The following is a 13676-nucleotide window of genomic DNA, read 5'->3' as shown; positions in this document are numbered from 1 at the left end:
CCATTTTTCTTCTTATCTTTGTTAATTTGAGCGTTATAATGAAAACTATACCTATACTGACATAAAAATATATGTAAATCATATTTTTTACATAACAAAAAAAGCCAGATAAACTGGCTTTTACTTATTGCTGCTCTTGTTTGTTTTCTTCTTTAGCAGCTTCTTTTTCTTGCTCTTCTTTTAGCAATACTTTTCTAGATAGATTCACACGACCTTGCTTGTCAATCTCGATAACTTTAACTGTAATTACATCACCGATCTTCACAACGTCTTCTACTTTACCTACACGCTCAAGTGCAAGTTCTGAAATGTGAACTAATCCATCTTTACCGCTGAATAATTCAACGAAAGCACCGAATTTCTCAACACGTTTCACTTTTCCTTCGTAGATTTCACCTACTTGTACTTCGCGAACGATATCTTCGATAATTTTCTTAGCTTTGTCATTCATTTCTTGATTGATTGAAGAAATGAATACTGTACCATCTTGCTCGATGTCAATTTTAACGCCAGTTTCTTCAATAATTTTATTGATTTGTTTACCGCTCGGCCCAATAACGTCACGGATTTTATCTGGGTTAATTGTCATTGTAATAATTTTTGGAGCGTAAGCTGATAATTCAGTACGTGGCTCTGCAATAACAGATAACATATGATTTAGAATGTGCACACGACCAACTTTCGCTTGTTGTAATGCCTCTTCTAAAATTTCACGAGATAAACCATCGATTTTAATGTCCATTTGCAGTGCAGTTACACCTTTTGCTGTACCTGCTACTTTAAAGTCCATATCACCTAAATGATCTTCCATACCTTGAATATCAGATAAAATTGTGTAATGCTCACCAGTTTTAACTAGACCCATTGCAATACCTGCAACTGGAGCTTTAAGTGGAACACCAGCATCCATCATTGCTAAAGTACTACCACAAATACTTGCTTGTGAAGTAGAACCATTTGATTCTAAAACTTCAGATACAAGACGTACTGTATATGGGAAATCTTTTTCAGATGGAATTACAGGCTCAAGAGCACGTTCTCCTAGTGCACCGTGACCAATTTCACGACGACCTGGTCCACGCATCGGTCTTGTTTCACCAACACTAAATGATGGGAAATTGTAATGGTGCATAAAGCGTTTTGATTCCTCTACACCAAGACCATCTAAAATTTGCACATCGCCTAATGCGCCTAATGTACAAATACTTAATGCTTGTGTTTGTCCACGTGTGAATAAACCAGAACCGTGTGTACGAGATAAAATGCCAACCTCTGATGCTAATGGACGAATTTCGTCACCTTTACGGCCATCTGGGCGGATTTTTTCAACTGTAATAAGACGACGTACTTCTTCTTTTACAATTTTATATAAAATCTCACTTACTTGTCCTAATGTATCAGCGTCAGCTTCCTGCGCTTCGTAATGCTCAATTACACGCTTTTTCACTTCGTTAATTGCATCTTCACGTGCATGTTTCTCATGTACTTGAATTGCAGCATGCATATCCTTCTCAGACATTTCACGTACAGCTTGATTAAGATCAGCATCAACTTCATAAAGTTTCACTTCTGATTTCTCTTTACCTACAGCTTGTACAATCTCTTCTTGGAATGCAATTAGACGTTTAATTTCGTCATGTCCAAACATAATTGCTTCTAACATTGTTTCTTCAGGCACTTGATCTGCTCCTGCTTCAACCATGTTAATTGCATCTTTCGTACCAGCCACAACAAGGTGAATATCACTTTGTTCTTGCTGTTCTACTGTTGGATTAATAACGAATTCGCCGTTAATACGACCAACTGTCGCACCCGCGATTGGGCCTTCAAATGGAATATCTGAAATCGATAACGCTAATGAAGAACCAAGCATAGCTGCCATTTCAGAAGAACAATCTTGATCAACACTCATTACTATGCTGACAACTTGTACTTCGTTACGGAAACCATCTGCGAAAAGTGGACGAATTGGGCGGTCGATTAAACGACTTGCCAAAATTGCTTTTTCACTCGGACGACCTTCACGTTTAATGAAACCGCCAGGAATTTTTCCGACTGCATATAAACGCTCTTCATAGTTTACTGTAAGTGGGAAGAAATCTACATTTTTTGGTTCTTTTGATGCAGTTGCTGTAGATAGAACCGCTGTATCGCCATATCTTACTAATACTGCTCCGTTCGCTTGCTTCGCAAGCTGACTTGTTTCAACTGTTAGCTGACGACCAGCTAAATCTATCGAGAAGACTTGCTTTTCTTGACTCATTTAAGTACCCCTCTCAATTTAAAGTATTCAATTCTTCTATGTAAATGGATAGTATATCACAATATTCTACCTCTAGTATTACCGAAAATGAAGTAAGCTATAAAGGGTAGAAGATATATTTTTACCTAACAAAAAAGCGGGAATATTCCCGCTTCTTTGACTATCGACGTAAGCCAAGCTTTGTGATTAATTCACGGTAACGTGTGATATCGCTATTACGAAGGTAAGTTAGTAAGTTACGACGTTTACCAACCATCTTTAATAGACCACGACGTGAATGATGATCTTTCTTGTGAGTACGTAAGTGCTCGTTTAGAGTGTTAATTTGCTCCGTTAGGACAGCAATTTGAACCTCTGGAGAACCAGTATCAGTCTCATGAGTTCTAAATTGTGCAATGATTTCATTTTTACGCTCTTGTGTTAAAGCCATCCTATTTCACCTCCTATTAATTAAACCCCCAATTACCTAGCAAGCGTCGGTGAGTCGCAATGCCAAGCAATGGTTGTCATAAAGTACATAACATAGAATACTACTTTTCATTTGAAAAAGCAAGTATATTCTTTCCGTTCGCAAAATATTCTTGTGCTGTTTTCTTATCTTTTGCAATTTGTTCAACTAACTCATCGATGCCATTGAATTTCTTCTCTTCTCTTATATGCATATGCCACTCTACCGTAACACTTTGATCATATATGTCGTTGTTAAATTCAAATAAATGCACTTCAATAGATAATTGACGCTCATCATCCTTAAACGTTGGTTTATATCCAATATTACATACACCATCGTACCATTCATCGTGAACTTTTAATCTCACGGCATAAACACCTACAGGTGGTAATAGATACTCATCACTTAAACCTACATTAGCTGTTGGAAAACCAATTTGACGTCCACGTTTATCACCGTGTACAACTGTTCCTCCGACTGTATACGCTCTACCTAAAATAGATGGAATTTGTTCCATTTCGCCATTTCGAATTAACTTTCGTAATGCTGTAGAACTTACTTTCTCTTCTTGAAATTCAACTTTTTCAATCACAGTCTGTGTAAACTCCCCTCTTGCATGAAATGGTAAAGTCTCCATCTTCCCTTTTCCTAAACGTCCATATGAATAATCAAATCCTGCTACTACATGCTTTACATTTAAACCAATAATATAATCATCTACAAATTGTTGTGGCAATAAACCCGCAAATGATTCATCAAATTTAATAACATATAATATATCGATTCCTAAACTTTCGACTATTTTCTCTTTATCACGCATCGGTGTAATATACTCCACATGCGCATCCTTTTTCCCTAAAACAACAGATGGGTGAGGATAAAATGTCATAACTGCACTTTTATATCCCCGTTCATCCGCTATTTTTTTCGCAGTTCGAATTACACATTGATGTCCTAAATGAATGCCATCAAAAAATCCTAATGCCATTACAGTAGGTGGTAATTCTAATTTATTTTGTTCATGTGGATGAGTTAAATGAATAAGTTTCACGCTTGAATTCACCTTTTTCTGTAATAATCCTTCCAATAATTCATTATAGCTTTAGTTCTTGATTATTCACAAGTACTTTCATCGGCTTTAGCATGCCAGGGTGTTTTGGATGATGCTCATAAATTGCTAAGCAACGATCATTTTGATCAAATACTGTAATAAATGGTGCTGTTGTTTCTAATTCGTTCTTTAAGAACATACCATTTTTTATTTTCTCTGCTTGCTTTTCATCTACAACCATTTTCGGGAACTTACTTAATGCTTCATCAATTGAAATGAAGATAGACTCTACTGTTCCATTTTGCACGTTTTCTTCAATTTCTTCAAATGATATGCAGTCTTCTAATAAAAATTCCCCAGAAGCCGTTCTTACAAGGTGAGACATATGTGATGGAAAACCAAGTTTTTCACCAATCATTACTGCTAATGTTCTTACATATGTTCCTTTACTACACGTTACACGGAAACGAAATGAAACATTTTCCCCTTCAAACACTTCACGGTCATCAAGTAATGCAAACTCATGAATTGTTATTGTACGAACTGGACGTTCAACTTCTTGTCCTGCTCTTGCATATTCATATAGTTTTTTTCCGTTAACCTTTACAGCTGAAAACATCGGAGGCATTTGCTCAATCGTACCTGTTAATGCCGCAAGAACCCCTTCCACTTCCTTACGAGTAATCACACGATCTACATTTTTCGTTTCAACAACTTCACCAGAAGCATCTTCAGTTGTCGTTGAAAATCCAAGTGTTACTTCACCTTCATATGTTTTCGTTTCACTTGTTAAAAATTGTGCAATCTTTGTTGCGCGTCCAACACAAATGGGTAATACCCCTGTTACATCTGGATCTAATGTTCCTGTATGCCCAATTCGTTTCTCACGCAATATCTTTCTTAATTTAAATACACAATCATGTGATGTCATGCCTTTTGGCTTATGTAATAATACTACACCTTCCATATATGTTCACCTCATCATAATTCTTTCATAGTAATTACCCAAAATTTATTTTGCATTGAAAAAATGGATAGACAAATGTCTATCCATTATTCTTCACGTTTACCGTCTTTATTAATTTCATGTAAAAGTGTATCAATTCGATGACCATATCCGATAGACTCATCAAACTCAAAGGAAATTTCCGGTGTTTTACGAAGACGAATACGCTGGCCAATTTCTGAACGAATGAAGCCTTTTGCCTTCGCTAAACCTTTTAATGTACTTTCTTTCTGTTCTTCATCACCTAAAACAGAAATATACACAGTAGCAATTTGTAAATCTCCACTCACTTGTACATCTGTTACTGTAACAAAACCGACACGTGGGTCTTTAATTTTACGACTGATGATGTCGCCTAATTCTTTTTTCATTTGCTCGCCTACACGGTTTGCACGTAATTTCATAACTCTTCACCTCATTCAGTACCATTCCAATTGTGTTATCGTACGTTCAATTTCAGGAAATGAATCGATGTACTCAAGTACACGATTCATTTCTTTTTCACAAATAACACGATTTGAGGATACGGAAACAATTGCAATTTCTGTACGTTGCCATACATCTTGATGCCCTACTTCTGAAACAGCTACGTTATAACGCTGCTTCACACGTGTTAGCACTCGTTGCAAAATTGCTCGTTTCTCTTTTAAAGAATGCACATCGTAAATCATACACTCGAATGAGAGTGAAGCGATAATCATCGCTTCACTTCTTCCATAATGTACGCTTCAATGATGTCCCCTTCTTTAAGATCATTATATCTCTCAATTGTGATACCACACTCATAGTTTTGTGCAACTTCTTTTACGTCGTCTTTGAAACGTTTTAACGTATCAAGTTGTCCTTCGAAAATTACTACGCCATCACGGATAATACGCACGCCACTATCACGTGTAATTTTACCGTCAATTACGTAACAACCTGCGATTGTTCCAACTTTCGTTACTTTGAATGTTTGGCGTACTTCCGCTTGACCGATTACTTTTTCTTCGAATTCTGGATCCAGCATACCTTGCATTGCTGATTCGATTTCTTCGATTACTTTATAGATAATACGGTGTAAACGAACATCAACATTCTCTAATTCAGCTGTACGCTTCGCATTCACATCAGGGCGTACGTTAAATCCAATTACAATTGCATTAGATGCAGAAGCTAAAATAACATCAGATTCTGTAATCGCACCTACGCCTGTATGGATAATTTTTACTTTTACGCCTTCAACATCAATTTTACGAAGTGATGCTGCCATTGCTTCTACAGAACCTTGTACGTCTGCTTTCACAATTAAGTTAATTTCTTTTACATCGCCCTCTTGGATTTGTTGGAATAAATCTTCAAGGCTTAATTTAGATTTCTCACCACGTTGAGCAAGTAACGCTTCTTGTGCACGTGATTCACCGATTTGACGAGCTTTCTTCTCATCAGCGAATGCCATGAAACGATCTCCCGCTTGTGGTACTTCATTTAAACCTGTAATTTCAACAGGAGTTGATGGACCAGCAACTTTTACACGACGACCAATATCACTTACCATTGCACGAACACGTCCGAATGAAGTACCAACAACGATTGGATCTCCAACTCGAAGCGTACCGTTTTGAACAAGTAATGTCGCGATAGTTCCTTTACCTTTATCAAGCTGTGCTTCGATTACAGTACCAGTTGCATAACGATTTGGATTTGCTTTATATTCTTCTACTTCACTTACAAGAAGAATCATTTCTAGCAAGTTGTCAATTCCCTCGCCTTGAATTGCAGAAATTGGTACGAAAATTGTGTCTCCGCCCCAAGCTTCTGGAACTAATTCGTATTCTGTTAATTCTTGCATTACACGATCAGGATTTGCCGCTGGTTTATCCATTTTATTCACAGCTACAATAATTGGTACTCCAGCTGCTTTCGCATGGCTAATTGCTTCAACTGTTTGTGGCATAACACCGTCATCAGCTGCAACAACAAGGATTGTAATATCCGTTACTTGCGCACCACGAGCACGCATCGTTGTAAATGCCGCGTGACCAGGTGTATCTAAGAATGTAATCTTCTTATCATTTACTTCAACTTGGTATGCACCAATATGTTGAGTAATTCCACCTGCTTCGCCTGCAGTTACTTTTGAATTACGAATAGAGTCAAGTAAAGTTGTTTTACCATGGTCAACGTGTCCCATAATTGTAACTACAGCTGGACGCTCTTTTAAGTTTTCTTCATCATCTTGCTCATCGATGAATGTCTCAAATTCAGTTTCACTTACAACTACTTCTTCTTCTACTTCAATACCGTAATCAGTAGCAATTAACTCAATTGTATCTTTATCTAAGTCTTGGTTAATTGTTGCCATAATTCCAATCATGAAGAGCTTCTTAATAATTTCAGACGGCTCTTTGCTTAACTTTTTAGCAAGCTCACCTACTGTAAGGCTTCCAGAAAAAGTGATTTTATCTGGTGTTTCTACAGTTTGCGTTTGTTGTCTTCCAGCAAAGTTATCTTGACGTTTGTCTTCGTTCCCTTTGCCTTTTTTCTTCTTCTTATTGCTGTTCTTTTTGCTACGAACAACTTTTTCTTCTACTTCAAACTCATCTGCAACAGAAGGTTTTTCTGCTTGATATTCATTATCTAATTTGTTTACTACTTCATCGTCTAACATTGTCATATGATTCGAAACCTCGATATTCATTTCTTTTAGTTTTGTCATAAGATCTTTACTTGAGATATTATGTTGTTTTGCATATTCATGCACTCGAATTTTACTCATACCTTCACCCCCGGTAATTTGTATCGAGCATGCTACGCAGCTTTTTCGCAAAGCCTTCATCTAACACAGCTACAACGACTCGCTCATCTCTCCCAATCGCATGCCCTAATTGTTGTCGATTTTCGACCTTTCTCATTGGTACGTTGTAATACGTTGTTTTATCCGTGATACGTTTTGTTGTATTTGCTGACGCATCTTCAGATAGCAATACAAGCTTTGCTTTGCCACTTCGTACTTCTTTTAAAACAAGTTCTTCACCCGAAATAATTTTCCGAGCCCGGTTTGCTAGTCCTAAAAACGATTTCCAATCGGACACTTATTTCGACTCCTTCTCAACAAGCTCAAGAAGCTCTTCGTATAGAGAACCGTCGATTTTCGCTTTTAGATGATGTTCCAAAACATTTTTCTTTTGGGCTTGAAGAATACTTTCTTTATCTTTTGATAAATAAGCACCTCGTCCTGATTTCTTTCCAGTTAAATCAATGGACACTTCTCCCTCTTTGGAACGAACAATGCGAACGAGCTCTCGTTTTGATTTCATTTCTTGCGTTGCAACACATTTTCGTAACGGAACTTTTCGATTGCTCACACTCATCACCTCTATTCGATTTCGTCTTCAGCTGAATCGAATCCGAATGCGATTACGCTATCTTCTTCTGTTACAATACCAAGTTGTTTCGCATCAGACTCACTCTTAATATCAATTTTCCAGCCTGTTAATTTAGCTGCAAGACGTGCATTTTGTCCACGCTTACCGATAGCTAATGAAAGCTGGTGGTCTGGAACAACAACAGTTGTTGCTTTTTCTTCTTCATCTACAAGCACTTTAACAACTTGTGATGGGCTTAAAGCATTTGCAACATATTCTACTGGATCATTTGACCAGCGAACGATGTCAATCTTTTCACCTTTTAGTTCATCTACAATGCGTTGTACACGTTGTCCTTTCGGTCCTACACAAGAACCTACTGGATCAACATCAATGTTCTCTGCATGTACAGAAATTTTAGAACGATCTCCTGCTTCACGTGCTACAGAACGAATTTCAACAGTTCCATCATAAATTTCAGGAACTTCCATTTCGAATAAACGTTTTAAAAGACCAGGATGTGTACGTGATACGTAAATTTGTGGTCCCTTCGTTGTTTTTTCTACTTTCGTAATGAATACACGAATGCGATCATGTGGTTTATACTGTTCGTTTGGCATTTGCTCACTTACAGGTAATAAAGCTTCTACTTTCCCTAAGCTTACATAGATGAAACGAGCATCTTGACGTTGTACAATACCCACCATGATATCTTCTTCACGGTCACTAAACTCAGAGTAAATAACACCACGCTCTGCTTCACGCACTCGTTGTGTTACAACTTGTTTTGCAGTTTGTGCTGCAATGCGACCGAAATCTTTTGGTGTTACTTCAATTTCTAGTACGTCACCATCTTGATAGTTTGGATTAATTTGTCTTGCTTCCTCAACAGAAATTTCAAGACGTGGATCAAACACGTTATCAACAACGTCTTTACGTGCTAAAACTTGAATTGTTCCCACTTCTGGGTTAAAGCTCACACGAACGTTTTGTGCTTGGTTAAAATTGCGTTTATAAGCAGAGATTAACGCTGCTTCAATCGCATCAATAATAATATCTTTGCTAATTCCTTTTTCTGACTCTAATACGAGCAAGGCATCTAACAACTCAGTGCTCATGAAGATCCCCCTTCTAACTAAAACGTAACAGCAAGTCGCGCATTTGCAACTTTATCCATTGGAATTTGGATTTCTTTTTTACGTGTTTTAATTGTTAATAATAGTGTAATTGTAGTACCATCGTAAGAAAGTAGCTTCCCTTCAAACATCTTTTCACCATCAATCGGCTCATATGTTTTTATTGCCACTTGCTTTCCTACCGCTTGCTGGAAGTCTTTCTCTTTCTTTAATGGGCGTTCTGCTCCAGGAGATGATACATCCAAAAAGTAAAGATGAGGAATTGGATCCTCTTTATCTAAAGCTTCGCTTAAACGTTCACTTACCGCACCGCATTCTTCAATGTCGACTCCCTTTTCAGAATCGATGAATACGCGTAAGAACCAGTCTTGTCCTTCTTTCACATACTCTACATCTACAAGTTCAAGATTTAACTCTTCAACGATCGGCTGCGCAAATGCTTCTACAACTTCTGTGACTTTCTTATCCATAAACAGCCTCCTTCCTGCCGCCATGTACCATTTACAAGAAAAGACCCCGTTCATAAAAACGGTCCATCTTATTCTTTCTCGTTAGCTAACAAAAGCCCCTGCCGTTTAGCAGGGAATATCTGTCTTAGTATTACCAAATTTAAGAAGTAAAACTTGTAACAAAATATGTATATACGACAGAAATTTCTTACCTCTCTACATCAATAAAACGTAGATAGTAACACGAAAGAGTGGGTTTCCCCACTCTTCTTTTCACACAATATACATGACATGGTTATCTCGGTTAATAGTATACCATAGCAAATGTTGATTTGCAAAGACTTTTCCTGCCTATTAGAACAGTGATAACTGGTTTTGATCAGGTAGATCGCCTAAGCAACCTTGACTATCTAAATACTCAATAATTGTTTTCGAAACCTTACTGCGCTGCTGTAAATCTTCTTTTGATAAGAAATCTCCATTTTTTCGTGCTTCTACAATACTTAAAGCTGCGTTTGTACCAAGTCCAGGCACTGCATTAAATGGAGGAATTAAAGTATCCCCATCAATAATAAAATCTGTTGCATGCGAACGGTATAAATCAACCTTTTGGAATGAGTATCCACGCTCACACATTTCAAGTGTCATTTCTAGTACTGTTAATAAACTTTTCTCTTTCGGCGCTGCATCCAAACCTTTTTGCGCAATTTCGTCAATTCTTACACGTATAGCTGCTGAACCTTTCGCCATCGCCTCTACGTCAAAGTCATCTGCACGAACTGTAAAGTATGCCGCATAGAATAGAAGCGCGAAATGTACTTTAAAGTATGCAATACGTACAGCCATAAGTACGTAAGCAGCCGCATGGGCTTTAGGGAACATGTACTTAATTTTCTTACATGAATCAATATACCAACCTGGTACATTATTACTTTTCATGTCCTCTTCCCATTCTTCTGGTACACCTTTACCTTTACGAACTGACTCCATGATTTTGAAGGCTAATGATGGGTCTAAACCTTGATAGATTAAATATACCATGATGTCATCACGACAACCGATAACTTCACTCAGCGTACATGTACCGTTATAAATTAACTCGTTTGCATTACCAAGCCATACGTCCGTACCATGTGATAGTCCAGAAATTTGGACTAACTCAGAGAATGTCGTAGGTTTCGTCTCTTCTAACATCTGCCTTACGAATTTCGTACCAAACTCTGGTATACCAAGTGTACCTGTTTTACAGTTAATTTGTTCTTCCGTTACCCCTAACGATTCCGGGCCTGAGAAGATTTTCATTACTTCTGGATCGTCCGTTGGGATTGTTTTCGGATCAATACCACTTAAATCTTGTAACATACGAATAACAGTCGGATCATCGTGTCCTAGTATATCAAGTTTCAATAAATTATCATGGATCGAGTGGAAATCAAAGTGTGTCGTTCTCCACTCAGCCCCTATTGAATCCGCCGGAAACTGAATTGGTGAGAAATCAAAGATGTCCATGTAATCTGGCACAACGATAATACCACCTGGATGCTGTCCTGTCGTACGTTTTACGCCGGTACATCCTGCTACTAAGCGATCAATCTCTGCATTTCGAATCGTTAAATTATGATCATTTGCATAACCTTTTACATATCCATACGCGGTTTTTTCCGCAACTGTACCTATTGTACCCGCACGGTATACATAATCTTCACCGAACAGTATTTTCGTATAATTATGGGCACGTGGTTGGTATTCTCCGGAGAAGTATAGTGATAGGTAAGCATTTGATATTATCTCCAACTTTTCCCCCACTCCACACCGTGCATGAGGCTTTCACACTCACACGGCGTTCCATCGTTAACTTTTTCGAAATTTATAAGCTGAGTTTTGGATTTCCTACTTCCGTTCTCAGCTTATTTAATTTACTTAATGCTTTCTTATCGAATTTGCCTAGCATTTTTTTATAATCTTCATTTGCAAGAGGGTCTTTATTGTGAATTAACATATGATATTTCCTATTAATAATAATCAAGTTGTGACATTCATCACTACCACCTTGCCCTGTTGGCTTGATGTGATGACATATAGCATTATGAGGAGTCAATCGTTCTCCCGTTATGCCACAACATCCTTTTTGCGCGACATATTTACTTAAGCGATTATTTTCATACAGAACACTTTTTGTTTTATATATTCCTTTACGAAACATTTCGATTTCCCGCACAGACACACGTTTTATTTCTTTATGAATTGATGCCCTATCCTTTTTATTATAAACAGAGAAGTTAGGGTCTCTTTGACCTCGTATATCATGTCGAATTGCTTCAATAGGATAGACCAGTAATCCATTACTTTTAAACCTTGGACAATTATAATCTCCATAAAACTTATCAATGATATTATTCGTTTCCTTTGTATAAACAAAGATGTTTCTAAACATCAATGATTTTATATTTGGATGAACTTTATGTCTTATCTCATTAAAATCTTGAGAAATTCTGGTCGCAATTTTGTAGTAATTATGCAAACCGAGAATGTTCGAGTTAAAGTTCATTACTTTTTCTGGAGTAGGACTTTTTCTTAGTTTCACTAATTGATGCCTAATGACACCCAATACTTTGCCTTTTGCTTTCGGGTCCATTTTAGAATTTACAATATAACCAGTTTTAGCATTTCCCTTCTGAACTGCTCTAAATCGAATTCCTAAAAAATCGGTACCGTTTTTCCGTAAGTTTGTGATTTTACTTTTTTCTTCACTTATCTCAAGCCCCAATCTTTCCTTGAGCCATTTTTCAACCGCTATTTTAATCTTTCTAGCGTTTTCGTAGGAATTTGTGAAGATTTTAAAATCATCTGCATACCTTACTAGATACATTGGTTTTAACCTTGTCTTTTTAAGTGCATCCGTTTTATTACGTTTTAATTTATAAGGTACTCTTGTTGGTTTTGTTTCCCATTGGTTTGATACCCACCAGTCAAGTTCATTTAATACAACGTTGGCTAGCAATGGAGATAAAATACCCCCTTGAGGAGTCCCTTTAACAGGAATGCCTTCACCTGTAACTTCCGCCTTCAGCATCTTTTTGATGATGTATAAAACTTTTTTATCCTGTATTCCAATTGTCCATAGTTGCCTCATTAGCTTTTTATGATTAACGTTATCAAAGAAACCTTTAATATCTATGTCCACTACAAAATGTTGATGACTGTGATTGACCATGTGATAGCACCTAGCTAAAGCGTCATGAGTGCTTCGTTTTGGTCGAAAACCATAGCTTTGCGGATGAAACTTCGCTTCAACAATCGGTTCCAAAATTTGCAGGAACATTTGCTGAATTAATCGGTCTTCAATCGTTGGAATCCCTAGAGGTCGCATTTTTCCGTTTGGCTTTGGTATAAACACACGTCTTACTGCATGTGGCATGTAGTTTTCCAATCTCTTCTTCGTTAATCTAATTAGCTTGTCGGCATCTATTTTATTAAGATGTTTTATTGTGTGTCCATTTGTACCTTTCGTTTTACTACCTGTATTGCTTTTTAAATTACGAAAGGCTAATCGAATATTTTCTTCAGAAATAATCAACTCATAAATATTTTTGAAATATCGACCCTTTTTGCTTTCTTCATAAAGATGATCAAAAATTGATTGCAAGCCAAAATATTCATTGTTTCTTAACTTTTGAATCATCAAGTCAGCCAACTAATCACTTCCTTATGAAGTTTTCGTTTCTCTTTGGTCATACACCAATCTGACTTTTGTAGGTTTTGTTTTCGACGTTAACGACTTGTGCCCTTCCCTCTGAAATGTTTTTATCCTCCGACTTATTGGTTATTCAGTCATCTTCGGCATTTCATTAAGCGGTACTACGGCACTACTGCCACTTTCGTAAAATGTGTTATAGCATCTGCCTTTCCACATACCATCGTCATCGAAGTGCAATCTTCTCTTATGTCGAAAGCTTCACACGTTCCACTATTC

Annotated in this window: 12 protein-coding genes and 1 pseudogene; all 13 read right to left on the bottom strand. The window is 37.3% G+C overall.

Annotated features, from left to right (window positions below):
• Positions 1 to 124: 124 nt before the first annotated feature.
• The 13 genes and pseudogenes from pnp to ltrA all read right to left on the bottom strand — a co-directional run bounded on the left by pnp (position 125) and on the right by ltrA (position 13385).
• Positions 125 to 2263, bottom strand: a complete 2139-nt coding sequence (pnp, locus tag QCI44_RS08615) for a polyribonucleotide nucleotidyltransferase (protein WP_016086621.1) — start codon at positions 2261 to 2263, stop codon at positions 125 to 127.
• Positions 2264 to 2423: 160 nt separating this feature from the next.
• Positions 2424 to 2693 (bottom strand): 30S ribosomal protein S15, encoded by a 270-nt coding sequence (rpsO, locus tag QCI44_RS08610; RefSeq protein WP_001229392.1) that lies wholly within the window; start codon positions 2691 to 2693, stop codon positions 2424 to 2426.
• 100 nt (positions 2694 to 2793) lie between these two features.
• On the bottom strand, positions 2794 to 3765 hold the full coding sequence (ribF, locus tag QCI44_RS08605; protein WP_016086620.1) for a bifunctional riboflavin kinase/FAD synthetase: 972 nt from the start codon (positions 3763 to 3765) through the stop codon (positions 2794 to 2796).
• A gap of 43 nt (positions 3766 to 3808) precedes the next feature.
• Positions 3809 to 4732, bottom strand: a complete 924-nt coding sequence (gene truB / locus QCI44_RS08600) for a tRNA pseudouridine(55) synthase TruB (protein ID WP_016086619.1) — start codon at positions 4730 to 4732, stop codon at positions 3809 to 3811.
• An 86-nt stretch (positions 4733 to 4818) separates the two neighbouring features.
• Positions 4819 to 5175, bottom strand: coding sequence for a 30S ribosome-binding factor RbfA (rbfA, locus tag QCI44_RS08595; protein WP_016086618.1), 357 nt, complete (start codon positions 5173 to 5175; stop codon positions 4819 to 4821).
• 15 nt (positions 5176 to 5190) lie between these two features.
• Positions 5191 to 5472 (bottom strand): DUF503 domain-containing protein, encoded by a 282-nt coding sequence (locus tag QCI44_RS08590; RefSeq protein ID WP_000582364.1) that lies wholly within the window; start codon positions 5470 to 5472, stop codon positions 5191 to 5193.
• The gene (gene infB / locus QCI44_RS08585; protein ID WP_016086617.1) at positions 5469 to 7529 is read right to left on the bottom strand and encodes a translation initiation factor IF-2; all 2061 of its coding nucleotides are present in this window, start codon (positions 7527 to 7529) and stop codon (positions 5469 to 5471) included. The genes QCI44_RS08590 and infB overlap by 4 nt, the downstream gene beginning before the upstream one ends.
• 4 nt (positions 7530 to 7533) lie before the next feature.
• Positions 7534 to 7845, bottom strand: coding sequence for a YlxQ family RNA-binding protein (locus QCI44_RS08580; protein ID WP_016086616.1), 312 nt, complete (start codon positions 7843 to 7845; stop codon positions 7534 to 7536).
• Positions 7846 to 8118, bottom strand: coding sequence for an RNase P modulator RnpM (rnpM, locus tag QCI44_RS08575; protein WP_000071127.1), 273 nt, complete (start codon positions 8116 to 8118; stop codon positions 7846 to 7848).
• An 11-nt stretch (positions 8119 to 8129) separates the two neighbouring features.
• Positions 8130 to 9236 carry a transcription termination factor NusA gene (gene nusA / locus QCI44_RS08570; protein ID WP_016086615.1) on the bottom strand — a complete coding sequence of 369 codons (1107 nt, stop codon included), beginning with the start codon at positions 9234 to 9236 and terminating at the stop codon, positions 8130 to 8132.
• 17 nt (positions 9237 to 9253) lie between these two features.
• Positions 9254 to 9724, bottom strand: a complete 471-nt coding sequence (gene rimP, locus QCI44_RS08565; RefSeq protein WP_000359095.1) for a ribosome maturation factor RimP — start codon at positions 9722 to 9724, stop codon at positions 9254 to 9256.
• 333 nt (positions 9725 to 10057) lie between these two features.
• A pseudogene (locus QCI44_RS08560) lies at positions 10058 to 11473 on the bottom strand (PolC-type DNA polymerase III); the annotation flags it as partial.
• 97 nt (positions 11474 to 11570) lie between these two features.
• On the bottom strand, positions 11571 to 13385 hold the full coding sequence (ltrA, locus tag QCI44_RS08555) for a group II intron reverse transcriptase/maturase (RefSeq protein ID WP_170959982.1): 1815 nt from the start codon (positions 13383 to 13385) through the stop codon (positions 11571 to 11573).
• Positions 13386 to 13676 lie beyond the last annotated feature (291 nt).

It is taken from the genome of Bacillus cereus group sp. RP37, from assembly GCF_040459695.1.
In the GTDB taxonomy this organism is placed as follows: Bacteria; Bacillota; Bacilli; order Bacillales; family Bacillaceae_G; genus Bacillus_A.
The sequence above is the reverse complement of the archived record's forward strand: the minus strand, read 5'-3'. Positions and strand labels throughout refer to the sequence as shown.